Source organism: Streptomyces thermolilacinus SPC6, from assembly GCF_000478605.2.
GTDB lineage: Bacteria > Actinomycetota > Actinomycetes > Streptomycetales > Streptomycetaceae > Streptomyces > Streptomyces thermolilacinus.
In genome coordinates, this window is record NZ_ASHX02000001.1 from 5121564 (window position 1) to 5147676 (window position 26113).

The 26113-nt window shown below is 74.0% G+C and carries 23 protein-coding genes; 19 read left to right on the forward strand and 4 right to left on the reverse strand.

All coding sequences use genetic code 11. The features are described from left to right. Positions 1–150 precede the first annotated feature (150 nt). On the forward strand, positions 151–357 hold the full coding sequence (locus J116_RS22135) for a hypothetical protein (protein ID WP_023589269.1): 207 nt from the start codon (positions 151–153) through the stop codon (positions 355–357). Here the strand turns inward: J116_RS22135 and dapA are convergent. Next, positions 347–1237, reverse strand: a complete 891-nt coding sequence (gene dapA / locus J116_RS22140) for a 4-hydroxy-tetrahydrodipicolinate synthase (RefSeq protein ID WP_023589270.1) — start codon at positions 1235–1237, stop codon at positions 347–349. The two genes, J116_RS22135 and dapA, sit on opposite strands and share 11 nt — an antisense overlap. Before the next feature lie 146 nt (positions 1238–1383). Here dapA and J116_RS22145 point away from each other — a divergent pair, with 146 nt between their 5' ends. From J116_RS22145 to J116_RS22160, 4 genes are all read left to right on the forward strand, one after another. Further along, positions 1384–1782: a phage holin family protein gene (locus J116_RS22145; protein ID WP_023589271.1), complete on the forward strand. Its 399-nt coding sequence runs from the start codon at positions 1384–1386 to the stop codon at positions 1780–1782. Next, positions 1779–2363, forward strand: a complete 585-nt coding sequence (locus J116_RS29220; protein ID WP_028964395.1) for a hypothetical protein — start codon at positions 1779–1781, stop codon at positions 2361–2363. The genes J116_RS22145 and J116_RS29220 overlap by 4 nt, the downstream gene beginning before the upstream one ends. Beyond that, positions 2360–2671, forward strand: coding sequence for a DUF4235 domain-containing protein (locus tag J116_RS22155; RefSeq protein WP_023589272.1), 312 nt, complete (start codon positions 2360–2362; stop codon positions 2669–2671). The genes J116_RS29220 and J116_RS22155 overlap by 4 nt, the downstream gene beginning before the upstream one ends. A 101-nt stretch (positions 2672–2772) precedes the next feature. Next, positions 2773–3519 carry an antibiotic biosynthesis monooxygenase gene (locus tag J116_RS22160; protein ID WP_023589273.1) on the forward strand — a complete coding sequence of 249 codons (747 nt, stop codon included), beginning with the start codon at positions 2773–2775 and terminating at the stop codon, positions 3517–3519. Between the two features lie 28 nt (positions 3520–3547). Here J116_RS22160 and J116_RS22165 read toward each other — a convergent pair whose 3' ends face one another. Beyond that, positions 3548–5383 carry an endonuclease/exonuclease/phosphatase family protein gene (locus tag J116_RS22165; RefSeq protein WP_023589274.1) on the reverse strand — a complete coding sequence of 612 codons (1836 nt, stop codon included), beginning with the start codon at positions 5381–5383 and terminating at the stop codon, positions 3548–3550. Positions 5384–5634: 251 nt separating this feature from the next. Here J116_RS22165 and J116_RS22170 point away from each other — a divergent pair, with 251 nt between their 5' ends. Then, positions 5635–7128: a hypothetical protein gene (locus J116_RS22170; protein ID WP_023589275.1), complete on the forward strand. Its 1494-nt coding sequence runs from the start codon at positions 5635–5637 to the stop codon at positions 7126–7128. Positions 7129–7722: 594 nt separating this feature from the next. Continuing rightward, positions 7723–9111: an alkaline phosphatase PhoX gene (locus J116_RS22175; protein ID WP_023589276.1), complete on the forward strand. Its 1389-nt coding sequence runs from the start codon at positions 7723–7725 to the stop codon at positions 9109–9111. Positions 9112–9172: 61 nt separating this feature from the next. Here the strand turns inward: J116_RS22175 and J116_RS22180 are convergent, their stop codons facing one another. Beyond that, positions 9173–10384, reverse strand: coding sequence for a TerD family protein (locus J116_RS22180; protein ID WP_023589277.1), 1212 nt, complete (start codon positions 10382–10384; stop codon positions 9173–9175). Between the two features lie 181 nt (positions 10385–10565). Between J116_RS22180 and J116_RS22185 the strand changes: the two genes are divergently transcribed. Further along, on the forward strand, positions 10566–11552 hold the full coding sequence (locus J116_RS22185; RefSeq protein WP_235617375.1) for an AraC family transcriptional regulator: 987 nt from the start codon (positions 10566–10568) through the stop codon (positions 11550–11552). Between the two features lie 305 nt (positions 11553–11857). Here J116_RS22185 and J116_RS22190 read toward each other — a convergent pair whose 3' ends face one another. Beyond that, the gene (locus tag J116_RS22190; protein ID WP_023589279.1) at positions 11858–12676 is read right to left on the reverse strand and encodes an NAD-dependent epimerase/dehydratase family protein; all 819 of its coding nucleotides are present in this window, start codon (positions 12674–12676) and stop codon (positions 11858–11860) included. A gap of 217 nt (positions 12677–12893) precedes the next feature. Here J116_RS22190 and J116_RS22195 point away from each other — a divergent pair, with 217 nt between their 5' ends. The 11 genes from J116_RS22195 to J116_RS22250 all read left to right on the forward strand — a co-directional run bounded on the left by J116_RS22195 (position 12894) and on the right by J116_RS22250 (position 26100). Further along, the gene (locus tag J116_RS22195) at positions 12894–14201 is read left to right on the forward strand and encodes a hypothetical protein (RefSeq protein WP_023589280.1); all 1308 of its coding nucleotides are present in this window, start codon (positions 12894–12896) and stop codon (positions 14199–14201) included. Between the two features lie 265 nt (positions 14202–14466). Beyond that, a complete protein-coding gene (locus J116_RS22200; protein ID WP_023589281.1) occupies positions 14467–15168 on the forward strand; it encodes a GntR family transcriptional regulator in 702 nt (233 codons plus the stop codon). A 95-nt stretch (positions 15169–15263) separates the two neighbouring features. Continuing rightward, complete coding sequence (locus tag J116_RS22205; RefSeq protein WP_023589282.1) at positions 15264–16166, forward strand: dihydrodipicolinate synthase family protein; 903 nt, start codon at positions 15264–15266, stop codon at positions 16164–16166. Positions 16167–16321: 155 nt separating this feature from the next. Continuing rightward, positions 16322–17989, forward strand: a complete 1668-nt coding sequence (araD, locus tag J116_RS22210; protein WP_051203888.1) for an L-arabinonate dehydratase — start codon at positions 16322–16324, stop codon at positions 17987–17989. 121 nt (positions 17990–18110) lie between these two features. After that, a complete protein-coding gene (locus tag J116_RS22215) occupies positions 18111–19043 on the forward strand; it encodes a carbohydrate ABC transporter permease (RefSeq protein ID WP_028964399.1) in 933 nt (310 codons plus the stop codon). Further along, a complete protein-coding gene (locus J116_RS22220; protein ID WP_023589285.1) occupies positions 19040–19957 on the forward strand; it encodes a carbohydrate ABC transporter permease in 918 nt (305 codons plus the stop codon). The genes J116_RS22215 and J116_RS22220 overlap by 4 nt, the downstream gene beginning before the upstream one ends. A 5-nt stretch (positions 19958–19962) precedes the next feature. Continuing rightward, positions 19963–21144 (forward strand): Gfo/Idh/MocA family protein, encoded by a 1182-nt coding sequence (locus J116_RS22225; RefSeq protein ID WP_023589286.1) that lies wholly within the window; start codon positions 19963–19965, stop codon positions 21142–21144. Then, on the forward strand, positions 21141–21980 hold the full coding sequence (locus J116_RS22230) for a DUF6807 domain-containing protein (RefSeq protein WP_023589287.1): 840 nt from the start codon (positions 21141–21143) through the stop codon (positions 21978–21980). The genes J116_RS22225 and J116_RS22230 overlap by 4 nt, the downstream gene beginning before the upstream one ends. After that, positions 21977–23593, forward strand: a complete 1617-nt coding sequence (locus J116_RS22235; RefSeq protein ID WP_023589288.1) for a glycoside hydrolase family 43 protein — start codon at positions 21977–21979, stop codon at positions 23591–23593. Before J116_RS22230 ends, J116_RS22235 begins: the two co-directional genes overlap by 4 nt. 153 nt (positions 23594–23746) lie before the next feature. Continuing rightward, positions 23747–25087, forward strand: coding sequence for an ABC transporter substrate-binding protein (locus J116_RS22240; RefSeq protein ID WP_023589289.1), 1341 nt, complete (start codon positions 23747–23749; stop codon positions 25085–25087). Positions 25088–25239: 152 nt separating this feature from the next. Beyond that, positions 25240–26100, forward strand: a complete 861-nt coding sequence (locus J116_RS22250) for a rhamnogalacturonan acetylesterase (protein WP_023589291.1) — start codon at positions 25240–25242, stop codon at positions 26098–26100. The last annotated feature ends 13 nt before the right edge of the window (positions 26101–26113 follow it).

A 26113-nucleotide genomic window follows, 5' to 3' on the forward strand; every position in this document is an offset into this window, starting at 1 on the left:
GGAAAGGGGCATGGCCCTCGGGGGCCTGCGAGCGTCACGGGTGCAACGCGACACGCCGCACGGGAGGGTGAAGGGGCGTGACCTCTGGGCCGTTCGGGCGATGGACAGGGGGACGCAGGGTCACATCGAACGGCAAGGCGAGGGACTCAGATGAAGATCACCAGGACCGCTGTGCTCGTGGGGCTGCTCGCCGTGGCGGGGGTGTTCACGGCGGGGACCGCCCACGCGGACGAGAGCAACAGCCACGCCCACAACGGGCCGCGGGTCGCGCTGATCAACGCCGGTCAGATCGACGACCCGATGGAGGACGTGCTGGAGCACGTGGCGGTCCTCGGCCGCAACATCATCACCGGCTGACCAGCTCCTCGTACGCCCTCCGCAGCCCGTCGGCCGCCTCCCGGCCGGCGGGCTGGAGCGGTTCGCGGAGGGGGCCCGCGGCCAGGAGCGCCTTCGCCGTGACCGCGCCCGGCAGGCCCGACGCCATCATGCGCTCGGTCAGCGGCAGCAGCCGCCGGTTCAGCCGGGCCGCCTCCGCCGTGTCGCCCGCGTCGAACGCGTCCAGTACGGCCCTGACCTCGGCGGGCGCCACGTTCGCGACCGTACTGACGTACCCCGCGCCGCCCAGCGCGTACAGCGGCAGGTTCAGCTCCTCGCAGCCCGAGTAGAAGGCCAGCGCCGTACGGGCGAGGACCTTCGTCGTGCCCAGCACGTCGTACGCGCAGTCCTTCACGGCCACGATCCGGGGGTGTTCCGCGAGCCGCGCCATCGTGTCCGGCTCGATCCGGGTGGCCGTACGGCCCGGGATGTCGTACATCATCACCGGCAGGCCCGTCGCGTCCGCGACCCGCCGGAAGTACGCCTCGACGGCGGCCTGCGGCGGGCGGCTGTAGTACGGCGGGACGACCAGCAGGCCGTCCGCGCCCGCCGCCTCCGCCTGGCGGGCCAGCTCCACCGTGTGCGCCGTGTCCGCCGTGCCTACGCCCGCCACGAGCGGCACCGACGGGCCGACCGCCGCCCGCACCGCGCCGATCAGCTCCCGCTTCTCCGCGTCGGAGGTGGTCGGGGACTCCCCGGTCGTGCCGTTCAGCACCAGCCCGTCGCAGCCGCGCGCCACCAGGTCCGCCGCCAGTTCGGCGGCCCGGTCCAGGTCGAGGGAGGCCCCGGTCGGCGTGAACGGCGTGACCATGGCGCACAGGGCCCGGCCGAAGGGGCGGGGCGTCGTCGTGTCGTCGATCATGTCCGGCAGTCTTCCGGCGGTGACCTCGTAGGTCTACTTAGTTCTGCTCCGGAGCGTGGTGAAGCGGTGCTTAAGCGTGGCATGGCGCGTGGGCGTCCGGGTACTCGGAAGACCCCCGTACGCGCACAAGGAGGGAGGCGACCGCCGTGGCGTACCGAACCGCGGAACCGTCGGTCGGCGAGCTGGTCAAGCGCGCCTCGGAACAGCTCACCGATCTGGTGAAGGCCGAGCTGCGCACCGCTCAGGCCGAGCTCGCGCAGAAGGGCAAACGGGCCGGAGTCGGCGGCGGGCTCATCGGAGGCGCCACCGCCGTCGCCTACATCGGGCTGATGGCCCTGGCCGGGAGCTGCGTGGCGCTCCTCGCCCTGGTCCTTCCGGTGTGGGCCGCCGCCCTGATCGTGACCGGTGTGCTGTTCCTCATCGCCGCCGTCCTGGGCCTCGCCGGACGCGCGCAGATGCGGCGCGCCGTGCCGCCGTTGCCCGAGCGGGCGATCGACGGCATGCGCTCCGACCTCGACGAGATCAAGGAGAGGGTCCATCGATGACACGGCCGGACGAACTGCGCCTGGAAGCGGCGCGCAAACGGCAGGAGCTGGTCGAGACGATCGACCAGCTGATGGCGAAGACGGATCTGCGGGCGCGCGCCGCCCGCATGGACCGCCGCCCGCTGGTCGCGGCGTCCGCCGGGACCGTGGCCCTGGCCGTGCTCGGCGCGGTGCTGACGACCCGGGCGCGTAACCGGGGCGGCGCCGCCGGTGCTGGTGCCGGGGCCGGGGCCGGGGCCGGGGCCGGGGCCGGTATCGGGATCGATACCGCTGTCCGGCGCGGCACGGTGGCCCGGGCGGGCCGGGTGCGGCACGCGGGCCACGGGGTCTCGGCGCCGACCGCGCGGGTGCGGCGGGGCGGGCTCGTGGCGGGGCGGGTGCGGCCCGGTGGCAGCACGCGGGCGGGGGGTGCGGCCGGGTCCGCGTTCGCCAGGAGCGTGTTCGGGCGGGGCCGGCCGGGCGGTGGCCGGTCCGGAGGGGCCCGGTTCGGCGGAGGCAGGTTCGCGGCGGGGCGGTTCGGCAGCGGTAAGTCCCGAGGCGGCGGGCTCGGGCGAACCCGGTTCGGAGGGAGTGGACGATGAGCGCGCGCAAGCCGCCGAGGCCCCGGACGAAGTCGAAGCGGAAGAAGAGCATGCTCTACCGGCCCTTCGGGCTGCTCCTGGGCATCGCGAGCGGTGCCGCCGCGAGCGCGCTGTTCACCCGGGCGTGGAAGGCCGTCGGCCGGGGCAGTGACGCGCCCGACGCGCTGGACGAGGACCGCTCCTGGCGGGAGGTCCTGATCGCCTCCGCCCTCCAGGGCGCCATCTTCGCGGCGGTACGGGCCGCCGTGGACCGTGGCGGTGCCGTCGGCGTGCGGCGGCTCACCGGAACGTGGCCCGGAGACTCCTGACCACATGACGCTTGACCTCAAGTGAACTACAGCTTCCAGGATGGGTGTGCCCGGCCGGACCACGGGGGTCCGGCCGGGCACCCGTCCGAGGAGGCACACGCATGACCGCGCACCGCACGAACCCGCACCCCTTGAACGCGCACGTCCGCCCCCACGCCCGGCCCGACCTCGCCCGGCCCGGCGTCGGCCTCGTCAAGGCGAGCACCTGGCGCGTCGGCACCCCGGAGCGGCAGCGGGCGGCCGTCGAGGCCATCGCCCGCACCTGGGAGAAGAGGCCCTGGCCCACCGAGGGACTGCTCTCGTACACCGTCCACATCGGCGAGGACGGCGACACACTGCTGCACTACTCGCAGTGGCGCTCCGAGGAGGACTACCAGGAGCTGGTGCGCACCGAGCGCGCCGCGCGGAACGCGGAGATCGATGCGGCGGTGCCCGGCATCGAGCGGGTCGCCCTCCACTCGTACGAGCTGTACCGCGTCGCCGGGCTCGGTGCGGACGGCGGCGAGCGGGTGCCGGGCTGCGTGGTGACCGTGGAGGTGGAGTTCGACGGGCCGGACCCGGCGCGGCAACGCGGCTGGGTGGACGCCGTGTTCGAGGCGCTCGGCAGCGACCCGGCGCCCCACCCGGGCGGGATCTCCGGCCACTTCCACCTCGGGCTCGACGGCGCCCGCGTCCTCAACTACGCCGAGTGGGAGAGCGCCGACGCCCACCGGAAGGCCCTGGCCGCGCCCGGCGACGGCATCGGGGGGCCCACCCCGCAGTGGCGCAGGGTGCGGGCGTACCCGGGGCTGGTGCGCAGTACGGTGCGCCGCCACACGCCCGGGCTGAGTCTCGCCCCGGGCGCGTAGCGGCGACGTACCGTTTCGTCCGCCGTGCTTACGGGCGGAAGCGCAGGACCTGCGGGTCGTGGTCGCTGTTCTGGTCCGCGAACTCCGCGTTGATGTGCACGCTGTCGTACTCGAAGTGACGGATGCCGGGGCTGGTCAGGATCTGGTCCAGCACCTGGCTGTTGCCCTGGAAGACGTACGAGTAGCGCTCGGAGCGCGGCAGGCTCATGACGGCCGCGCGCAGGACGCCGCCGTCGGTGAGGGCCTTCGTCGTGTCGGAGAACTCGAAGTCGTTGATGTCGCCGAGGACCACGACGTCGGCGTTGCGCTGCACCGCGAGGACGTCCTTGACGAACGCGTTGACGACCTTCGCCTGCTGGAGGCGCTGCACCTCGGAGGAACGGTTCGGCGGCTGGCGGTGGCCGACGATCGACTCGTCGCCGCCCTTGGAGCCGAAGTGGTTCGCGACGACGATCACCGGGCGGCCGCGGAAGACGAACTCACCGGCCAGCGGCTTGCGGCTGTTCTCCCAGGCGGCGTCCGCCGGGGCGATCCGGCCGGGGGAGACGGTCAGCGCGGCCTTGCCGCGCTCCTTGACGACACCGGTCGCGGTCGTGGCGTGGCCGCCCGCCCGGTCGGTGAACGACACGCGCTCGGGGTTGAAGAGGAAGACCTGGCGGATGTTGCCGCCGGGCTGCCCGCCGTCCTTGTTGTTCTCCGGGTCCACGGAGCGCCACTCGTACGCGGGGCCGCCCGCGGCGACGATCGCGTCCGTGAACTTCTTCAGCGTCTCGTCGGCAGCGACGGTGCCGTCGTTCTTGGCGCCGTTGTTGTCCTGGATCTCCTCCAGGGCGACGATGTCGGGCGACGCCAGGTTCTCCACGACGGCCTTCGCCAGCGCGTCGAACTTCTCCTGCGGGTCCGTCGGGTCCAGGTTCTCCACGTTGTACGTGGCGACGGCGAGCTCGCTGATGTGCTGCGGGCGGGTCCTCTCGCGCTTCAGGCCGCGGTCCTCGACCGTGCCCATCGTGCGCGCGGTGAGGGTGTAGCCGCCGTACTGGTTGAAGTCGAGCGGGCCCTCGGTCTCACCCGTCAGGACGTCGCCGACGTTCGCGGTCGGGAACGGCTGCTCGGCGAGCGGGACCAGCGACTGCACCTTCAGGCGGCCGGAGTTCTGCGAGGTGTACGAGCCGTACACCGTGCCGCCGCGGCGGTTGGCGTTCTCGTCGGGCTTGACGGTCACCCACAGCTCGGCGTGCTCGGTGCTGGGGCCGACGACCCGGGAGGTGCCGATGCGGATGTTGGCGCCCTCCAGCGACTCGTAGTAGTCCAGGGCGTACGAACCGGGCCTGAGCGGCAGGCCGTTGACGGAGCCGTTCTTGGCCGGGTCGCCCTCGGGGGCGTACGCGTCCGGGACGGACTCGGCGGTGACGGCGACCGGCGCGGGCACCGGGTTGCCGGAGGAGACGACCGTGACGGTCGGCTTCGAGATCTGCGTGAGCGACTGGTTGCCGGAGTTCAGGCCGCCCGGGACGTACTCGGTGACCGTGCCCGACACCTTGACGGCGTCGCCGACGGAGACGGTCGGCTTGGAGCTGGTGAAGACGAAGACGCCCTCGCTGGTCGCCGGGTCCCCGTCCCCCCGCGGGTCCTGGAACCAGAAACCGCGCGAGCCGTACGTGCGCACACCGGTGACGACGCCGGCGACGTCCGTCACGCGCTGGCCGACAAGCGGGGATATGCGCGTCGAGCCCTGGATGTCGTGAATACGGACGATGTCGGTCGTTTCCGCCGCCGAGGTGGTGGCGCCGGCGAGCAGCCCGGCGGCCAGTGCGGCGGTGACGACCGCCGAGACCGCAGCGGTTCTCGGCAGGGAGGAAGCCATGAATGGACTCCAAGAGATGGTGGGAGGTGAGGGTGCGCGGAGTGGCTGGAAAGGTGTGGTCGCCGCTCTACGCGCGTCAATCTCTTGGGTGAGCAGGCCACTTGTCAAGGGGGTCCGAGTGGACGGGGGTGGTCGGCCGCGTGAACGCCCGGAGCGCCCTCCGTATGCGTCTACGCTGGGGACGGCCCGGGCCCGCGCCGCTGGAGGGCGGCCCGGCCCGCACCGCCGCACGCCTTGAGGAGATGCCGCCGATGCCCGCAGACCGCACGACCCTGCCGCCGGTACGGCTCCGACCGGACGCCGAACTGGCCCGGGCCGCGCTGGCGGCTCCGGTACTGGCGCGGGCCGTACGGCTGGCCCGCTGGGCCGGCCCGGAGACGAGGGTCGGCGCGGGCGGCGAGCTCGTGGACGAGCAACTGGGCGCGGCCGCCGAGGCGCTGGGCCTCGCGGCGGACGAGGACGGCGAGGCGTACGCCAGCGAGGCGTGGCGGGTCGCCGTGGACACGGGGCTCGTGGAGGTGCGGGAGGAGCCGGGCGGCGCGGACGGTCGCGGTGGCGTGGACGGTCCTGGCGTCGCCGAGGGTACGGGCACGGTCACGGCCGGGGAGGCCCTGTCGCTGGTGACCCGCGGCGGCCCGCACGATGTGCTCGGCCTGTGGCTGGACGGCCTGGAGACCGTGTTCGCCGACGCCGCCGCGCCCGTACTCGACGACGTGGAGGCGCTGGAGGCGGCGGCGGGGCCGGACGGCCGGATCGACTTCGACGCGCTGGGCTGGGACCCGGAGGCGGAGGCCCGCTTCCTGGACGAGGTGCTGGCCAACCTCTACCTGCTGACCGTCTCCGAGGGCGGCCCCGGTGAAGGGCCCGTACCGCTGCCCGCGCTCGCCGCGTCCGTCCTCGTGCCCGACGACATGGGCGAGCCGACGGACGACGTTCTGGAGCAGGTGTCGCGGGCGATGATGCGCCTCGACGACCAGTTCCGGGTGCTGGAGCCGATGGGCCTGGTCGAGTACCGGCCCGTCGACGAGGCGCTGATGACGGAGGAGGCGCCCGACGAACCGGCGCCCGCGGAGCTGGACGAGGACGACGTCGCCCGGTACGGCATGGTGCGGCTCACCCCGCTCGGGCTGTACGGCGTCCGCAGCCGGCTGCTGGAGGCGGGCGTGGACGCCCCGGCGGTCGGGGACCTCGCGGAGCGGGGCGCTGACGAACTGCTCGGCGCGGTCGGCGGTTTCCCGCAGGCGGCGGCGCGGGCCGAGACGGAGCGGTGGCTCGCCGGGCGCGAACCGGTCGCCGCGGCCCGCGAGTTGCTCGCCGCGGCGAAGGGCGCCGACGCCGGGTCGCCGCTGCGCCGGCTCCACTGCCAGCAGGCGCTGGCCCTGGTGGGCGCCGAGGCGGAGCCCGCCGTGCGGGAGGTGCTGGACGACCCGGAGCTGGGCGGGCTGGCGCGGGTGTGGCTGGCCGAGCGGGGCGCGGCGGACGTGCCGCCGCCGCCCGAGGCGATGATCTTCTGGCTGGCCATCGACACGATCGCCGCGCAACTGGACGCGGACGGGGACCTGGAGGAGCTCCAGGACCTGGTGGAGGGGCTGACGGGGCGCCACAGCGGGTTCTTCGCCGAGGCGTGGCGGGTGGAGCATCCGGCCACGCCGGAGGTGCTGGAGGCGATGGGGCGGTTGCACCGGGACAAGCGGGCGGCCAAGGACGCCCGGAAGGCCGCGTTCAAGGCCCGCTCCCGAGCCTGACCTTCCCCGGGGGCCCACCCCCAGGGCCCTGGTGCTGCCGGGAGCCCGTGGCCTTCCTGCCCGCTCCCGCCCGGTGCCCTGGCGGCCCGCCTCCGGGGCCTGCCCCCGCGAGGGCCTCGCGTCCCAGGACCTCCGGGTGCCCCATGAAGGCACTGCCCTTCCAGGGCGCTCGGCCCTGCGACGGCTTCCACTCCGCGGTGGCGCCGCCGTGCTGGACGCCAAGCCCGGCGAAGGCCTCGGCCCTGCCGGGGCCCATCCCTCGCCGCGCTGGGGCTGGACCTGCCCCCGTTGTGGGCAGGCGTCCCGCAGGGTGGACGGGTGGGCGCAACGGGGGCCCCGCCCGGGAGGGCGCGCACCTGTGCGGCGGGCGCTGGTACGGGCACCCGGCACGTCCGCTGTGCCCACCCGTTCCGCCCCTGGGCGGACCAGCTGCCCACAGCGGAGAGCCGACGCGGCCCTCAGGCGGACGTGCCCGTGTGGCTTACATGGGGTGGGCCGCAGTGTGAGGGAGGGGTGCTGGTTGCCCGGGGTTTGCCGGGGGTTCAGGGGGCGCAGGCACCTTGGGGGCACCGTATCGCCCAGACAGGAGCCCCGATGCCGCTCAGCCGTAGAGAGTTCGCCGCCACCGGCACCGCCCTCGCCCTCACCGGAACGGTCGGCGCCCTCGCCACCGCGCCGGGGGCCATCGCCGCGCCGGAGGTGCGGGGCGGCGGGCGCGGGTACGGCCCGCTGCTGGAGGACCCGGCCGGGCTGCTCGCCCTGCCCGCCGGGTTCTCGTACCGGGTCCTCACCCACGGCGGCGTGACCCGCCTGGAGAGCGGCGAGTTCACCCCGGAGCGGCACGACGGCACCGCCGCCTTCCCCGGGCCGCGCGGCACCACCCTGCTCGTCAACAACCACGAGCTGAAGGGGCCGCGCGCCAAGTGGCAGCACCCCGTCCCGCTCACCGACGGCCTCGTCTACGACCCCGCCGCCGCCGGTGGCTGCACCGTCGTGGAGGTGCACCGCGACGGCCGCACCGCCGAGTGGGTCGGCATCGCCGGCACGTCCACCAACTGCGCGGGCGGCGCCACCGCGTGGGGCACCTGGCTCACCTGCGAGGAGAACTCCGACCGCGCCGGTGAGAACGGCATGACGAAGGACCACGGCTACGTCTTCGAGGTGGACCCCCACGACCGGCGCGCCAACCGCGACCCGAAGCCCGTCAAGGCGTTCGGCCGGTTCGACCACGAGGCCGTCGTCATCGACCCGCGGCGCGGCCACGCGTACCTGACCGAGGACGACTCCTCGCCCAACGGCCTGTTCTACCGGTGGGCCCCGCCGGAGGGCTTCCGGCACGGCCGGGGCCGGCTGCGCACCCTCGCCGACGACGCCGGTGTCCTCCAGGCGCCGCGCTGCTTCGACGCGGGCGGCCGGTTCGTGGACGACCTGTCCCGCGCCGCCCGCGTGGGCACCGTGTACGGCGTGGACTGGGTGGACGTGCCCGACCGCGACGCCCGGACGGTCGCCGTGCGCGAGCAGTTCGGGGACGGCGACGTGACGCGCGGCCGGAAGCTGGAGGGCATGTGGTGGGCGGACGGCGGCGCGTACATCGTCTCCTCGTACGCCCGTGAGGAGAGCCCCGGCGCCCCGCACGACGGGCAGGTCTGGTTCTACGACCCGAAGCGCGGCACGCTCACCCTGAAGGTGCTGCTCGGCGTGAACGCCGCCCCCGACGAGGACGGCGCCCTCGACGGGCCGGACAACATCACCGTCTCGCCGTACGGCGGGCTGGTCATCGCCGAGGACGGCGAAGGCGTCCAGCACCTCTTCGGCGCGACGGACTCGGGGCGGACGTACCCGATCGCCCGCAACGACCTCAACGACTCCGAGTTCGCCGGGGTCGTCTTCTCGCCGGACGGGCGGACGCTGTACGCCAACATCCAGAAGCCCGGCCTGCTGCTCGCCATCACCGGGCCCTGGCACCGCGCGCCCCGGCGCTGACCTGCGCCACAAGGCCCCGCCCGGCTGCCGGGCGGGGCCTTCGCGCGCGTACGGGCAGATCCTAGAGGGCGGCCGCCGACGGGCGGACCATGTCGCGGACCGTGCGGGCCTTCACGAACGAGCCCATCGCGGTCATCTCCCACTCGCCGGAGAACTGCCGGATCAGCTTGCACATCATGACGCCGGTCTGCGGCTCGGCACTCGTCAGGTCGAAACGGACCAGCTCCTCGCCCGTCGCGGCGTCCAGCAGCCGGCAGTAGGCCTTCGCGACCTGGGTGAACTTCTGCCCGGAGAACGAGTTCACCGTGAAGACCAGGCCCGTCGCGTCGGCGGGCAGCCGGCCCAGATCGACCGTGATGACCTCGTCGTCACCCGCGCCCTCGCCCGTGAGGTTGTCCCCGGAGTGGCGGATGGCGCCGCCGAGAATGGTCAGCTTGCCGAAGTAGCAGCTGTCCAGGTGGTTGCGCTGGGGGCCGTACGCGATGACCGAGGCGTCCAGGTCGATGTCCTTGCCCCGGTACGCGGGCTCCCAGCCGAGGCCCATCTTGACCTGCGACAGCAGCGGGCGGCCGCCCTTGACCAGCGACACGGTCTGGTTCTTCTGGAGGTTCACCCGGCCCTTGTCCAGGTTGATCTTCCCCGACGCCGGGGGAGCCACCGGGGGAGCGGCGGGCGCGGGCGCGGGCGTGGCACCGGCGCGGGAGCGCTCGGGCGGGGCCGTCGAGGAGGCGGGCTGTGCCGCGGGCGGCTGGGGCTGGGGGGCCGGGGGAGCGGCGGGGGGTTCCTCGACGGTCACGCCGAAGTCGGTCGCGATGCCCGCGAGCCCGTTCGCGTACCCCTGACCCACCGCGCGCGCCTTCCACGCGCCGCCCCGCCGGTACACCTCCACCACGACCAGCGCCGTTTCGGCGCCCAGCCGGGGCGGGGTGAACGTCGCGAGGACCGCGCCCGTCGCGGCGTCGCGGATCGTGGCCGTCGGCTCGATGCCCTGGAAGGTCTGGCCCGCGGCGTCCGGGCTCGCGGTGACGACGATCCGCTCGATGTCGGCGGGCACCGCCGCCGTGTCCACCGTGATCGCGTCGGGTGCCGTGCCGCCGCCGGACCGGTAGGTGACACCGGGGCCCGACGGCTGGTTGTAGAAGATGAAGTCGTCGTCGGACCGGACCTTGCCTTGGTCGGTGAGCAGCAGGCCCGAGACGTCGAGCCGCACCGGGGCGGAGACGTCCACCGCCACGCGCGCGGCGGACAGGGGGATGTTCGAGCCGGGGGTCATAGCTGTCATGACTGCCGTAACGATCGAGTCCGCTTTGCCGTTCCCTTACCTTCCGCCACCGGAGTCACAGGGCCCGCCGCACCGGGGCACGGGGGCGGCCGCACCGGGGGTACGGCGGCCGTCGCACCGGGGCACGGGGGCGGCGCGGGACGGAAGTGCGGGAGGCATATTCTCTCGCCCCGTGACTGGAGGGACCATTTTTCGTACCGGGGACGTGGAGGAAGCGCGCCGCGAGATCGGTGAGCGCTTCTACGCCACGTTCATGGACGTCATCGAAGGGCAGGGGCGGCGGTTCGACGCCCGCTTCGAGACGGTCCGCCTCGGGCCGCTCGTCGTGGGGGACATGCGGTGCGGCGTCGACGTGCGGATGCGCTTCGGGGAGCTGGGCGCGTACCACGTGAACGTGCCGCTGAGCGGGCGGCTCGAACTGCGGCAGGGCGTGGGCGCCACCCTCACCGGCACGCCGGAGCGGGCCACGGTGCTGAACCCGGCCGGGCCGGTCGTGGTCGAGCGGTGGGCGGGGGACTGCCGGGTCGTCGCCGTCAAGGTGGAGACGGCCGCGCTGCGGCGGCGGCTGGAGGAACTGCTGGGCCGCACCCCGCCCCGCGCCCTCGTCCTGGCGCCGACGCTGGACCTGGCGCGTGGGGCGGGCCGCGACTGGGCGGCGCTCGTACGGCGCCTCGCGCGCGAAGCGGCCGACCCGGCGGGGCTCGCCCAGCACCCGCTGGTCGCCGAGCCGCTCAAGGACGCGCTGCTCAGCGGGCTGCTGCTGGCCGCGTCGCATCCGTACCGCGACGAGCTCGACGAACCGGCCCGCGCCCTGCGCCCGGCGCCGGTGAAGCGGGTCATGGACGCGGTGCGGGAGCGGCCCGAGCACCCGTTCACCGCGACGGAGTTGGCCGGTCTCGCGCGGGTGAGCACCCGGCGGCTCCAGGAGTCGTTCCGCGCCCATGTGGGCACGACCCCGATGGGGTACGTCCGCGACGTACGGCTGGCGCGGGTCCGCGACGAGCTGAGGGACGCGGAGCCGGGTGGCGGGCTGACGGTCAGCGAGGTGGCGTGGCGCTGGGGCTTCACGCACCTGGGGCGGTTCGCGGCCCGGTACCGGGAGCGGTTCGGCGAGACGCCGTCGCAGACCCTGCACGCGCCGCCGCCGGGGCGGGCGTGAGCGCCGGGCCCCGCGCGCCGGGTCGTGCTTCCACGCGCCGAGGCCCGCGCGCCGTCGTGCTTCCGGGCACCACGGTCCCCGCGCCGGGTCGTGCTTCCGCATGCCGCGGTGCGCCGCGTTCACCGGACAGGGGGCCGCGCTCCGCGGATAAGTGATCGTTTGAGTGGGCTTTAGTGTCACTTTGTGGCGCGGACGTATCTGTCCCCCGTGGATGCGCGCGTCCCTCGCACAGGCCCGGCCCGGGTCGCCCCCCGTGAGATCGGGCCGGGCCTGTGCCTTTCCCCCGCCCCGGCGCCGACGCTCCGTCAGTGCGGCCACATGGTCGGGTTGGTGCAGAAGTGACCGCCCAGGCGGGCGTGGTCCGGGTTCGCGTCGTCCAGGTCGCCCCGCTCCGCGACGACCTTCTCCGCGTACCGCTCCGCGTCGTCCCGCGGCTCGTACCCCAGCGCGCGCGCCGACGACAGGTCCCACCACACGCGGGTGTTGGCGGACGAGCCGTACACGACGGTGTGGCCGACGCCCTCGGCGGTGAGCGCCGCGTGGAAGAGGCGGGCCGCGTCGGCGGGGCTGAGCCAGGTGGACAGCATCCGCGGGTCCGTCGGCTCGGGCACGCAGGAGCCGATCCGCACGGACACGGTCTCCAGGCCGTGCCGGTCCCAGTACAGCTGCGCCAGATCCTCGCCGAAGCACTTCGACAGTCCGTAGAACGTGTCCGGGCGGCGCGGTGTGGCGACGGGGACGAGCGGGTCGCCTTCGCGGGGGCGGGGCGTGAAGCCCACCGCGTGGTTGCTGGAGGCGAAGACGATCCGGCGGACGCCCTCCTCGCGGGCCGCCTCGTACAGGTGGTGCACGCCCTGGATGTTGGCGCGCAGGATGCGGTCGAAGGACGCCTCCTGGGAGATGCCCGCGAGGTGGAGGACCGCGTCCGCTCCCCGGACCGCCTCGCGCAGCGCGCCCAGGTCGGCGGGGTCGCCCAGGTCGGCCGTGACCGCGTCGGGGGCGCCCTCGACGGGGACCATGTCGAGCAGGCGCAGCTCGTACCCGTACTCGGGCAGCAGCCCGCGCATCAGGGTGCCGAGACCGCCGGCGGCGCCGGTCAGCAGGACGGTGCGGGCAGCGGGCATCAGCGGGGCTCCTTGTTGGGTACGTGGACGGCATTCACATGCGTGGACACGCTAGGGAGGGTGCCCGGGACCGTCAAGTGCCGCTTCCGTCTGCGCTTATACGCCTTGACCGGCTCCTCAGGGCTGGCTTAGCGTGCGCCGGGTTCAGAGACATGGACGGTCGGCGGCGACAGCGTATGCCGGCCGGACCGTTCGACGGCTTCGCCAGGGAGCGCCCGTGACCCCACCCCCGCCCGCCGCCCGGCCCCGTGGCCCGAGGGCGTCCGCCTTCCTCTACCCCTGGGACGTCAACGGCGACCCGGGCGCCGCCGACCGCGTCGCCGCGCTGGGCGTCCGGCAGGTCACGCTCGCCTCCGCGTACCACTCCACGCGCGCGCTGACGCCCCGCCACCCGCGCCACCGGATCGTCACCGCCGAGTACGCCGCCGTGCTCTACCCGCCCGACCCCGCCCGCTGGGCCGGCCGCACCCCGCGCCCGTACCCGGCGGGGGAGTGGGCCCCGGGCGACGCGTTCGGCACGGCCGCCGAGGCGCTGGAGGCCGCCGGTCTGGAGGTGCACAGCTGGGTCGTCCTGGCCCACAACAGCCGCCTGGGCGCCGAGCATCCCGGCACGTCAGTCGTCAACGCGTACGGCGACCGCTACCCGTGGGCGCCGTGCGTCGCCCGCCCCGAGGTGCGCGCGTACCTCACCGACCTGGCCGCCGAGGCCGCCGTACGCCCCGGCGCGCACGGCACCGAACTGGAGTCGTGCGGCTGGTACGGCCTGGCGCACCTGCACGCCCACGACAAGACCGGCGGGGTGCCCCTCGGGGACGCCGCGCAGTACCTGATGTCGCTCTGCTTCTGCGGGGCCTGCCGCGAGGGGTACGCCGGGGAGGGCGCCGACCCGGACGAGCTGGCCGCCGCCGTGCGGGCCGCCCTGGAGCCCCTGTGGACGGGCGGCGCGGGCGCGCGGGAGGCGAGCGGCGGCGCGGGCTCGGGCGGCGGGCCGGGCGCGCGGGACACGGGCCCCGGCGGCGGGCCGGGCGGCTGCGGGGCGTCGTACGACGCGGGCTGGGGCGGCGTCCGGGACCTGCTGGGCGCCCCGCTCGCCGAGGCCACCCTCGCGTGGCGGACCCGGGTCGCCCGCACCCTCCAGGAGGACGCCGTCGCGGCGGTCCGGGCGGCCGCCCCGCCGGGCTTCCGCGTCCTGCTGCACGCCGACCCCCTCCCGTACCGCACGGGCGCCAACCCGGGCGTGGACCCCGCGCACATCCTGGGCGTGGCCGACGGGGTGGTCCTGCCCTGCACGGGCGGCGCGGCCGGAGCCGTACTGCCGCCGTTCGTGCCGCACGCGCGCCCGGGCACCACCCTGGCGGCCAACCTCACCGTCGTCGGCGGCATGGGCGGCGCCCCCGGACGGCTCGCCGAGGACGCCGCGCACGCCGTCGCGCTCGGCGCCACCGAACTGCGCCTGTACCACGCGGGCCTGGCCTCCGGCGCCGACCTGGAGGCGGTGGCCGCGGCACTGCGCACCCTCGGCTGACGGTCGGTCGATTACCGTCGCAGCAGCCCCGGGTCCCTGACGACCCGGGGCGCTCGGGCGTGCCCGCACGGCGGCCCACGAGGCCCGCGCGAGGGGTTCGAGGTTCGCCTGCCGCGCGTCCGCGGGCGCCCGCGACGGCGCCGGGAAGCCGTACGAACGAGTTTTGTCAGAAGCGTTGACGAATCCCTGACCCCGCCCTACGTTCGTCGCCGTCGTACTTCGTACGTCATATATGAGACGCGATACGCGAGATATGAGACCCCGTATGACCTTCGCTCCCAGTCCCGTCCCCTCCCGCACGCAGTACGTGCTGGAGGAGATCAAGCACGCCATCCTCACCGGACAGCTGCCGCCCGGCCGCGCCCTGGTGGAGACCGAACTGGCGGCGCGCTTCGGGGTGTCGAAGACGCCTGTACGGGAGGCGCTCAAGACCCTGGCCGGCACCGGCCTCGTCGTCATGAGCCAGTACAAGGGCGCCACCGTCCGCACGGTCGACGCCGCCATGGCGCGCGAGGTCTACGACGTGCGGCTGCTGCTGGAGCCCGAGGCGGTGCGCCGCACCATCGCGCGCCGCGCGTCCCTCGAGGCGGCCGGGCAGGCGCTCGTCCGGGCCGACGGGGCCGCCGACCAGGCCGAACGGTCGCTGGCCAACCGGGAGTTCCACCGCGCGCTGTACCTGCCGTGCGGGAACCCGCTGCTGGCCCGGATGCTCGACGAGGTGCGCGACCAGGCCGCGCTCGTGTCCACCGTCGCGTGGAGCGCCGACCCGTCGTGGCGGCGCGAGGCCGACGAGCACCGGGAGATCCTGCGCCTCGCCCTGGCCGGTGACGCCGAGGGCGCCGCCCGCGCCGTGCACGAGCACATCGCCCGGTTCGTCCAGCGGGCCTTCCCCGAAGGGCCCGAAGCGGAGCAGGACGCCGCCGGACCGGACACGGCGGCGCTCGCCGACGTGCCCGGCCACCCGTAGTATCCCCCGGCCCGGACGTCACCGCCCCGCATCGGGAAACGGCGGTGAACCGGGACCGCCCCGTACCCGTGACAGTCAGAGAAAGGCCGGTACGCATGGACCACACCTCGCTGAGGGCGGCGCTCGCGGACGTCGTCGCGATCCCCGTGACCCCGTTCGACACCGACGGCGGTGTCGACCGGGACACGTATCGCGCCCTCCTGCGCAGGCTGCTCGACAGCGGCGTACGGGCCGTGACCCCCAACGGCAACACCGGCGAGTTCTACACGCTGACGCCCGACGAGCGCCGTCTCGTCACGGAGCTCACCGTGGCGGAGACCGGTGACCGCGCCGCCGTCCTCGTCGGTGTCGGCCACGACGTGCCGACCGCCACGGCCGCCGCCCGGCACGCCCGGGAGGCGGGCGCGGGCATGGTCATGGTCCACCAGCCGGTCCACCCGTACGTCTCCCGTGACGGCTGGGTGGACTATCACCGCGAGATCGCCGACGCCGTACCCGAACTGGGCGTCGTCCCCTACATCCGCAACCCGCTCCTCGACGGCGCGGCCATCGCCCGCCTCGGCGAGCTGTGCCCCAACGTGATCGGCGTCAAGTACGCGGTCCCCGACGCGGCCCGCTTCGCCGCCGTCGCCCGGGACGCGGGCCTCGACCGGTTCGTGTGGATCGCCGGTCTCGCGGAGACGTACGCCCCCTCCTACTGGGCGATGGGCGCGACCGGATTCACCTCGGGTCTGGTGAACGTCGCGCCGGGGATCTCCCTCGCCATGCTGAGGGCGCTGCGCGACGGCGACTACCCGGCCGCCCAGGAGGTGTGGGAGCGGATCCGCCGCTTCGAGGACCTGCGGGCCGCCGACCAGGCCGCGAACAACGTCAGCGTCGTCAAGGAGGCCCTGGCCGCGCTCGGCCTGTGCCGCCGTGACGTACGCCCGCCGAGCCGGCTGCTGCCCGAGGAGCGCCGCGCGGAGATAGCCGAGATGGTCAAGGAGTGGGACGCGTGAGCACCGAGGAAACCCGGCCCGCCGAGCACGGCACCCCGGACGCACAGGGCACCGGGGAAACCCGGCCCGCCGGTTCCGGCGCCCCCGCCGCACAGAGCGCCGAGGCCCCCGCCGCGCGGACCCTCCGCAGTCACCAGTGGTACGGAACCGACGGCCTGCGCTCGTTCAGCCACCGCGCCCGCACCCGCCAGCTCGGCTACCTGCCCGAGGAGCACCTCGGCAAGCCGGTCATCGCGGTCCTCAACACCTGGTCCGACATCAACCCCTGCCACGTCCACCTCCGCGACCGCGCCCAGGCCGTGAAGCGCGGGGTGTGGCAGGCGGGCGGCTTCCCGCTGGAGTTCCCGGTCTCCACGCTGTCCGAGACCTTCCAGAAGCCGACCCCGATGCTCTACCGGAACCTCCTCGCCATGGAGACGGAGGAGCTGCTGCGCTCCTACCCGGTGGACGGCGCCGTCCTCCTGGGCGGCTGTGACAAGTCCACGCCCGCGCTGCTGATGGGCGCCGCTTCGGTGGACCTGCCGGCCGTGTTCGTCCCGGCGGGTCCGATGCTGCCGGGCCACTGGCGGAACGAGGTCCTCGGCTCGGGCACCGACATGTGGAAGTACTGGGACGACAAGCGGGCCGGGCTCATCGGCGACTGCGAGATGGCCGAACTGGAGAGCGGGCTCGCCCGGTCGCCGGGCCACTGCATGACCATGGGCACCGCCTCCACCCTGACCGCCGCCGCCGAGGCGCTCGGCGTGACCATGCCCGGCGCGTCCTCCATCCCGGCCGTGGACTCGGGCCACGACCGGATGGCGGCGGCCGCGGGGCTGCGGATCGTGGAGCTCGTACAACAGGACCTGCGGCTGTCGCGGCTCCTGACCCGCGAGGCGTACGAGGACGCCGTCACGACCGTCCTCGGGCTCGGCGGCTCCACCAACGCGGTCATCCACCTGATAGCCATGGCGGGCCGCTCCGGGGTGCGGCTCACGCTGGACGACTTCGACCGGATCGCCCGCACGGTGCCGGTCCTGGCGAACCTCCGCCCCGGCGGGCAGTACCTGATGGAGGACTTCCACTTCGCCGGGGGCCTGCCCGGGTTCCTCGCGCGGATCACCGACCTGCTGCACCTGGACCGGCCGACCGTCGCCCACGCGACCCTGCGCGAGCAGCTCGCCGGGGCCCAGGTCCACAACCCGGAGGTGATCCGCCCCCGCGAGAAGCCGCTCGCGGACGAGGGCGGACTCGCCGTCCTGCGCGGCAACCTCTGCCCGGACGGCGCCGTCATCAAGCACATCGCCGCCGAGCAGCACCTGCGCCGCCACACCGGCCCGGCCGTCGTGTTCGACGACTACCGCACCATGCAGCGCACCATCAACGACCCGGCGCTCGGCATCACCGCCGACCACGTCCTCGTCCTGCGCAACGCGGGCCCCAAGGGCGGCCCCGGCATGCCGGAGTACGGGATGCTCCCCATCCCCGACTACCTGCTCAAGCAGGGCGTGCGGGACATGGTGCGGATCTCCGACGCCCGGATGAGCGGCACCAGTTACGGCATGTGCGTCCTGCACGTGGCGCCCGAGTCGTACGTCGGCGGGCCCCTCGCCCTCGTCCGGACCGGCGACCTCATCACGCTGGACGTGGACGCCCGGTCGCTCCACCTCCATGTGGACGACGAGGAGCTGGCCGAGCGGCGCGCCGCGTGGACGGCGCCGGTCCACCCGTACGAGCGGGGCTACGGCGCGCTGTACCAGGAGCAGATCACCCAGGCCGACACGGGCTGCGACTTCGACTTCCTGGCGAGGCCGGGCACCGTACCGGAGCCGTACGCGGGCTGAGCCACCGCAGTGGTCAGGGACCACGCACGCCCTTCGAGAAAGCGCTTACCCCACGCGTGGTCACACCCGCACCACGCCAGCACGACCCCCCGCCGCATTGCACGATGAACGGAGACATGTCATGGCCCAAGCCGCAGCCGTGGCGAGGCAACCCAGGGCCGGTCGGCGCCGCACGGGAGCCGAGCCACGTCGCCTGCCGTATCTGCTGATCGCGCCCGCCGGTCTGCTGATGCTCGGCTTCATCGCCTATCCCGTGCTCAGCGTCTTCTACTACAGCCTCCAGCACTACAACGTCACCAAGCCGTGGAAGAACGGCTACGCGGGCTTCGACAACTTCACCCGCGCCTTCACCGAGGACCCGCTCTTCTGGTCCACGCTCGCCTTCAGCGCCAAGTGGGTCGTCGTCGAGGTCACCCTCCAGCTCGCCCTGGGACTCGTTCTCGCGCTGCTGGTCAACCAGACGTTCGTCGGCCGCGGCATCGCCCGCGCCCTGGTCTTCTCGCCGTGGGCCGTATCCGGCGTGCTCACCACGACCATCTGGATGCTGCTCTACAACCCGTCCACCGGCCTGAGCCGCTACCTCGCGGACGTCGGCATCGGCGCGTACGGCACCTCCGTCCTGTCCGACACGGGCACCGTCTTCTGGGCGGCAGTCCTCGCCGAACTCTGGCGCGGCGTCCCCTTCTTCGCGATCCTCATCCTCGCCGACCTCCAGTCCATCCCGAAGGACCTCTACGAGGCGGCGTCCGTGGACGGCGCGAACCGGATGCGGCAGTTCCTGCACATCACACTGCCGCACCTCAAGGACGCCATCATCCTCTCCACGCTGCTGCGCGCCGTGTGGGAGTTCAACAACGTGGACCTGCTCTACACCCTCACCGGCGGCGGCCCGGCCGGCGTCACCACCACCCTCCCCCTCATGATCGCGAACACCGGCATCGAGGGCCACGACTTCGGTTACGCCTCGGCGCTGACCACCGTCGCGTTCGTGATCCTCCTCTTCTGCTCGATCCTCTATCTGCGCCTGAGCAAGTTCGGAGGCGACCGCCGATGACCGCCGCACTCGCGGAGAAGGGCACCCCCGCGCGCATGCCCGCCCACGACACCCCGGCGCCTCCCGCCGCCGCCCCGCCCCGCCGCCGCAAGCGGGAACGCGCCTTCGACGACGTGCCGCGCTGGCAGATCTACCTGCCGCTCGCCCTGTACCTGCTGTTCACGCTCGTCCCGTTCTACTGGATGCTGCTGTTCGCCGTCCGGCCCGCGGGCTCCACCTCGCTCGTCCCGTGGCCCGTCACCACCGAGCACTTCGAGAAGGTCTGGAACGAGCGCAGCTTCGGCGTCTTCTTCCAGAACAGCATGCTCGTCGGCGTCGCCACCCTCGTCGCCACCACCGTCGTCGCCCTCGCCGGGGGCTACGCGCTGGCCCGGTTCGACTTCCGCATCAAGAACGGCTTCATGCTGGCGCTGCTGTGCTCCCAGTTCATCCCGGGCGCGCTGATGCTGGTCCCGCTGTTCGAGATCTTCCGCAACCTCCAGATGATCAACTCTCTGGGCAGCGTCGTCATCGCGGAGACGGTCTTCCAGCTCCCCCTGTCGATCATCCTGATCAGCGGCTTCATCAAGAACGTCCCCGTCTCCCTGGAGGAGGCCGCCTGGGTGGACGGCTGCTCACGCTTCCGCGCCTTCCGCGCCGTCGTGCTGCCGCTGCTGCGCCCCGGCCTCATCGCCGTCGGCTCCTTCGCCTTCGTGCACAGCTGGAACCACTTCCTGTTCGCCCTGATGTTCCTCAGCGAGCAGGACAAGCAGACGATCCCCGTCGGCCTCAACACCCTGATCGGCGCCGACAGCGTCGACCTGGGCGCCCTCGCCGCGGGCGGCGTCATCGCCGCCGTCCCCGTCGTGATCGTCTTCGCGTTCATCCAGAAGTGGCTGATCACCGGCTTCAGCGCCGGCGCGGTGAAGGGGTGAGCGGGATGACCCATGGACCGCTGTCCCAGCCCCCGTCCCTTCCCCCGTCGTCCCAGGACCTGCCCCTGCCCGTCGTCCTCGCCGGAGCCCGCGGCCACGGCCGCTGGCACCTGAGCAACATCCGCCGCCTCGCCGACGCCGGGCTCGTACGGCTGGTGGGCGTCTGCGAGCTCGACCCGCTCGGCCCGTCCGAGCTGTACGGGTTCGAAGGCGTCGCCCAGTCCGACGACTTCGGCGCCCTCCTCGACGCGACCGGCGCCCGCGCCGCCGTCGTGTGCACCCCCATCGACACCCACACCGACCTGGCGCTCACCGCCGCCCGGCGCGGCGTGCACCTCCTCCTGGAGAAGCCGCCCGCGCCGTCCTTCGCGGAGTTCCGCCGCCTGTCCGACGGGGTGCGCCTGGCGGGCACCGCCTGCCAGATCGGCTTCCAGTCGCTCGGCTCGCACGCCCTGGCCGCCATCGCGGGGCTGGTCGCGGACGGCGCCATCGGGGAGGTCACCGGCATCGGCGCCGCCGGGGCGTGGGCCCGCGACGAGGCGTACTTCCGGCGCTCCCCGTGGGCCGGGAAGCGCAGGCTGAACGGCACCGACGTGGTCGACGGGGTCCTGACCAACCCGCTCGCCCACGCCGTCGCCACCGCCCTGGCGCTCGACGGCAGCCCCTTCGCCGAGGACGTCGCCGACCTGGAACTGGAGCTGGCCCGCGCCAACGGCATCGAGGCCGACGACACCTCCTGCCTGCGCGTCACCACCGCGCGCGGCACCCGCGTCACCGCCGCCGTCACCCTCTGCGCCGAGAAGCCCGGCGACCCGTACGTCCTCGTCCACGGCCGCCACGGCCGGATCACCTTCTGGTACAAGCAGGACCGCGTCCTCCTCCAGCGCGCAGGGCACGGGCCCGTCGAGACCGAACACGGCCGCACCGACCTCCTGGAGAACCTGGTCCACCACGTCGTGGACGGCGACGAACTGCTCGTACCGCCCGACCGGACCGGAGCCTTCATGCGAGTCGTCGAAGCCGTCCGCACCGCACCCGAGCCGCGCGCCCTGCCGATGTCCGACTGGTACGCGGAGGAGACGGCCGACGGGACGCGGCGGCGGATCGTGAAGGGCGTCGACGACCTCGTCCACACGAGCGCCGAGACCCTCTCCCTCTTCTCCGAGCTGGAGGGGGACCGCCGATGACGCCCCCGCTTGTCCTGCGCTGCGCCGGTCGCGCCGTCGGCCACTACGTCCACCCGGCGGACCTGCCCGCCCGGCTCTCCCCGCGCCCGTACCTCCACCCCGTCACGACCCTGCGCGGCACCCCCGTCACCGAGGAGCGCCCCGCCGACCACCTCCACCACCTCGGCGTGTCCATCGCCGTACCGGACGTGGCGGGCCGGAACTTCTGGGGCGGCCGCACCTTCGTCCGCGACCAGGGCCCCACCGAGCTCGACAACCACGGCGAGCAGCGCCACACGGGCTTCAAACTGCGCGACCCGGACGGCTTCGTGGAGGACCTCGTCTGGACCTCCGCCGGTACGGTCCTGCTGCGGGAGCGCCGAACGGTCGCCGTGACCCCGCTGACGGCCGACGCCTGGGCGCTCGACCTCACCTTCGCGCTCACCAACCCGGGCGGCGACGAGGTGTCCATCGGCTCCCCGGCCACCAACGGCCGGCCGGGCGCCGGGTACGGCGGCTTCTTCTGGCGCGCCCCCAAGGACCCTGACGGGCCCCCGGACGTGTTCACGGAGGGCGCCGAGGGCGAGGACGCCGTCCACGGCCGGACCGCCGGCTGGCTGGCGCTGCGCGGGCGGGACTGGACGCTCGTGTTCGCCGGGGCCACCGCCGACACCCGCCGCGACCCGTGGTTCGTCCGCACCGGCGAGTACCCGGGCGTCGGCTCGTCCCTCGCCTGGGCGGCGCGGCTGCCCGTGCCCGCGGGCGGCACCGTCGTACGCCGCGTCGTCACCGTCGTCGCCGACGGCCGCCTCGACCGGGCGGCGGCGGCCGCGCTCGTACGGAAGGCGCTGTCATGACCGAGCCCCGTACGGACACGGCCCCGGCCCGCCCGAGCACGGCCCCGGCCCGGCCCTTCGGCACCGACCGGCCCACCGGCACCGACCACCGCCCCGTCCACCGCGCCGACCAGGGCGACGGCACCTACCGCAACCCGGTCCTCGCCGCCGACTGGTCCGACCCGGACGTCATCGCGGTCGGCGACGACTTCTACCTGACCGCGTCCAGCTTCGGCCGCGCCCCCGGACTGCCGCTGCTGCACTCCCGCGACCTGGTCAACTGGACGCTCGTCGGCCACGCCCTCGAACGGCTCGAACCCGCCGCCGAGTTCGCCGCGCCCCGCCACGACGCCGGGGTGTGGGCGCCCAGCCTGCGCCACGCCGACGGGCGGTTCTGGATCTTCTGGGGCGACCCCGACCACGGGATCCACCAGGTCAGCGCCGAGGACATCCGGGGCCCGTGGACCGCGCCGCACCTGCTCAAGGCGGGCAAGGGCCTGATCGACCCGTGCCCCCTGTGGGACGAGGAGACCGGTGAGGCGTACCTCGTGCACGCCTGGGCGAAGTCCAGGGCCGGGGTGAAGAACCGGCTCACCGGCCACCGGATGAGCCGCGACGGCCGCACCCTCCTCGACGAGGGCACGATCGTCGTGGACGGCGACCGCGTCCCCGGCTGGTTCACCCTAGAAGGGCCCAAGCTGTACCGGCACGACGGCTGGTTCTGGATCCTCGCGCCCGCCGGGGGAGTGGAGACCGGCTGGCAGGGCGCCTTCCGGTCGCGGGAGTTCACCGGACCGTACGAGGAGCGGATCGTCCTCGCCCAGGGCGGCACCGACGTCAACGGCCCCCACCAGGGCGGCTGGGTGCGCACCCCGGCGGGCGAGGACTGGTTCCTGCACTTCCAGGCCCGGGGCCCGTACGGCAGGGTCGTCCACCTCCAGCCCATGGCGTGGGACGACGACGGGTGGCCGGTCATGGGCGACCGGGGCGAGCCGGTCCTCCGGCACCGCAAACCGGCCGCGCCGCCGCAGCCGGTCGCGGCGCCCGCGACCGACGACGCCTTCCCCGGCGGCCGGTTCGGTCCGCAGTGGCAGTGGACCGCCAACCCCCGGCCCGGCTGGACCACCGGGCACGGCGGCGACGGGCTGCGCCTGACCTGCGTCCGCACCGGCGACGCGCACGACCTGCGGCTGCTGCCGCACGTCCTGACGCAGCGGCTGCCCGCCGAGACGTTCACCGCCGAGGTCGGCCTGGTGCTGGAGAGCACCGAGCCGGGTGCGCGGGCCGGGCTCGCCGTGCTGGGCGACGCGTTCTCGTGGATCGGCCTGGAGCGCGGCGCCGACGGGGCCGTACACCTGGTGCACCGGTTCGCGGAACCCGTGGCGGAGGCGGAACGGGACGCCGCCCCGCCACGGCCGGCGCCGGACGGGCGCGTACGGCTGCGGGTGGAGGTGACGGCCGGGGCGCGCTGCCGGTTCACGGCCGACACCGGGGACGGCCCGCGGCCGTCCGGGCCCGTGTTCGCCGCCACCCCGTGGCGGTGGGTCGGCGCGCTGCTCGGCCTGTTCGCGGCGGCGCCGCCCGGGCCGGGGAGCGGCGGGACCGCCGAGTTCACCGGCTTCCGGATCACCTGAACGCCCCCGGGCCCCGGGGCACCCGGCGCCCCCGGCTTCCGGGTCACCCGGCGCCCCGGCGTCCGCACCATCAGAACCACCCGCACCACCCGCACCACCCCCCAGAAGGACATCCACCGCACGACCCGCAACGCGAAAGAAGAGAGAGCCGACATGACCATCTCCAGAAGCCTCAGAGGACGCGCGGCCACCGCCGTCGCCCTGACCGCCACGCTCGCGCTCACCGCCACCGCCTGCGGTGACGACGGCAGCGGCGGCGCCGGCGCCGAGGGCTCGGGCACGGGCACCATCACCTTCTGGGACAACAACGGCGGCGTGCGGACCGCCGTCTGGCAGGAGATCATCAAGGACTTCGAGGCCAAGAACCCCGGTATCAAGGTCAAGTACGTCCCGATCCCCAGCGAGGACGTCCAGTCGAAGTACGACACGGCCATCGCGGGCGGCGGCCTGCCCGACGTGGGCGGTGTCGGCGCGGCCTACCTGGCGAACATGGTCGCGCAGAACGCCCTCGACCCGGTCGGCGAGCGCATCGAGGGCTCCTCCCTGAAGGGCAAGCTCGTCCCCGGCATGGTCGAGTCGGTCAAGTCGGCGGGCGGGCGCGGCGACGAGATGTACTCGGTGCCGACCTCCGCCAGCAACGGCGTCCTCTACTACCGGACCGACCTGTTCAAGGCGGCCGGCCTCCCGGCGCCCACCACGTGGGAGGCGTTCTACACGGCCGCCGGGAAGCTGACCGACGCCAAGAACAACAAGTTCGGCTACACGATCCGCGGCGGCGCCGGTTCCATCGCCCAGGCCCTGGACGCGATGTACGGCCAGTCCGGCATCACCGAGTTCTGGAACGGCGACAAGACGACCGTCAACGACCCGAAGAACGTCGCCGCGCTGGAGAAGTACGTCGGCCTGTACAAGAAGGCCACGCCCGAGGCCGACGTCAACAACGACTTCAAGAAGATGAACGCCCAGTTCGACTCGGGCTCCATCGCCATGATGAACCACAACCTGGGCTCCTACACGGACCACGTGAAGGCCCTCGGCACCGACAAGTTCGCCGGGATACCCAACCCGACCGGGCCGGACGGCGTCCGCGTCCAGGTGTCCAACCCGGTCGACGGCCTCGGCCTCTTCCGCACCAGCGAGAACAAGGCCGCGGCGTGGAAGTTCATCGAGTTCGCCGCCTCGCACGAGTCGAACAGCAAGTGGAACGAGTCGGCGGGCGCCATCCCGGCCAACACGGAGGCGGCGAACGACCCGTGGCTGGATAAGGCCCAGGCCACCAAGCTCGGCGCGCAGGCCCTCAACGACGGCTCCACCAAGATCGTCCAGCTGCCGTACTACCTGCCCGACTGGAACAAGATCAGCAAGTCGGAGAACGAGCCGAACTTCCAGAAGGTGCTGCTCGGCGCGATGACGGCCAAGGAGTTCCTGGACACCATCGCCAAGCAGCTCAACGAGGCGCAGGCCGAGTGGAACACGCAGTTCAAGAAGGACTGACGTCCCCCAGGACCGGCCGGCGGCGGTCCGGGTCGCGCCCCGCCGCCGGCCACATCATCCGGTGCTCCACCTCCCGCACCTCACACAGCTCCTGCACCTTCCGCACCTCCTGTCCCTCCACCCCCTCCGGTACGAGAGCGAGGCACGACGACGTGTCCCTGAGCCGCAGACAGACCATGGCGGCGCTCGCCGCCCTCCCCGTGGCGGGTGCGGCCGCCACCCCTCCGGCGGCGGCCGCCACCCACCCGGCCGCCGCCGCCGGACAGGCCGCCCCCGGCCACCGGCCCCGCCCGGCCCTGTACATCGCGGGCGACTCGACGGCGGCGCAGAAGTACGCCCCCGCCGCCCCGGAGACCGGCTGGGGCATGGCCCTGCCGTTCTTCCTCACCCCGCACCTGCGGGTCGCCAACCACGCGATGAACGGCCGCAGTTCGAAGAGCTTCATCGACGAGGGCCGGCTCGACCCGATCCTCGCGGACATCCGCCCGGGCGACCTGCTCCTCGTCCAGTTCGGGCACAACGACCAGAAGTCCGAGGACCCGGCCCGGTACACCGAGCCGTGGACCACCTACCGGGAGCACCTCCTCCGGTACGTCTCCGGGGCGCGCGCCCGGGGCGCCCGGCCGGTGCTGCTCACCTCCGTGGAGCGGCGCAGGTTCGACGCGGCGGGCCGCGCGGTCACCTCCCACGGGGAGTACCCGGCCGCCATGCGCGCCCTCGCGGCCGAGCACGACGTGCCGCTCGTGGACGTCCAGGCCGCGTCGCTCGCCGAGTGGCAGCGGCTGGGGCCCGAGCGCTCGAAGGCGTACTTCAACTGGCTGGCGCCCGGCGAGTCGCCCAACTACCCGGACGGCCGCCAGGACAACACGCACTTCCGGCCCGTCGGCGCCGTCGAGGTCGCCCGCATGGTGGCCCGGGGCCTGCTCGCCGGGGGCCTGCTCCGGCCCGGGGACGTACGCCGTCTCGACGAGGAGGTCCCGGCCGACCGGATCACCTGGCCGCCCGCCGCCTGACCCGCCCCACCCC

Coding starts and splice junctions, on each gene's coding strand:
- J116_RS22205 (WP_023589282.1), top strand. CDS start 15,264: ATGGACCACACCTCGCTGAGGGCGGCGCTCGCGGACGTCGTCGCGATC.
- J116_RS22175 (WP_023589276.1), top strand. CDS start 7,723: ATGCCGCTCAGCCGTAGAGAGTTCGCCGCCACCGGCACCGCCCTCGCC.
- J116_RS22220 (WP_023589285.1), top strand. CDS start 19,040: ATGACCGCCGCACTCGCGGAGAAGGGCACCCCCGCGCGCATGCCCGCC.
- J116_RS22190 (WP_023589279.1), bottom strand. CDS start 12,676: ATGCCCGCTGCCCGCACCGTCCTGCTGACCGGCGCCGCCGGCGGTCTC.
- J116_RS22165 (WP_023589274.1), bottom strand. CDS start 5,383: ATGGCTTCCTCCCTGCCGAGAACCGCTGCGGTCTCGGCGGTCGTCACC.
- dapA (WP_023589270.1), bottom strand. CDS start 1,237: ATGATCGACGACACGACGACGCCCCGCCCCTTCGGCCGGGCCCTGTGC.
- J116_RS22200 (WP_023589281.1), top strand. CDS start 14,467: ATGACCTTCGCTCCCAGTCCCGTCCCCTCCCGCACGCAGTACGTGCTG.
- J116_RS22170 (WP_023589275.1), top strand. CDS start 5,635: ATGCCCGCAGACCGCACGACCCTGCCGCCGGTACGGCTCCGACCGGAC.
- J116_RS22230 (WP_023589287.1), top strand. CDS start 21,141: ATGACGCCCCCGCTTGTCCTGCGCTGCGCCGGTCGCGCCGTCGGCCAC.
- J116_RS22135 (WP_023589269.1), top strand. CDS start 151: ATGAAGATCACCAGGACCGCTGTGCTCGTGGGGCTGCTCGCCGTGGCG.
- J116_RS22240 (WP_023589289.1), top strand. CDS start 23,747: ATGACCATCTCCAGAAGCCTCAGAGGACGCGCGGCCACCGCCGTCGCC.
- J116_RS29220 (WP_028964395.1), top strand. CDS start 1,779: ATGACACGGCCGGACGAACTGCGCCTGGAAGCGGCGCGCAAACGGCAG.
- J116_RS22215 (WP_028964399.1), top strand. CDS start 18,111: ATGGCCCAAGCCGCAGCCGTGGCGAGGCAACCCAGGGCCGGTCGGCGC.
- J116_RS22160 (WP_023589273.1), top strand. CDS start 2,773: ATGACCGCGCACCGCACGAACCCGCACCCCTTGAACGCGCACGTCCGC.
- J116_RS22235 (WP_023589288.1), top strand. CDS start 21,977: ATGACCGAGCCCCGTACGGACACGGCCCCGGCCCGCCCGAGCACGGCC.
- J116_RS22155 (WP_023589272.1), top strand. CDS start 2,360: ATGAGCGCGCGCAAGCCGCCGAGGCCCCGGACGAAGTCGAAGCGGAAG.
- J116_RS22180 (WP_023589277.1), bottom strand. CDS start 10,384: ATGACCCCCGGCTCGAACATCCCCCTGTCCGCCGCGCGCGTGGCGGTG.
- J116_RS22225 (WP_023589286.1), top strand. CDS start 19,963: ATGACCCATGGACCGCTGTCCCAGCCCCCGTCCCTTCCCCCGTCGTCC.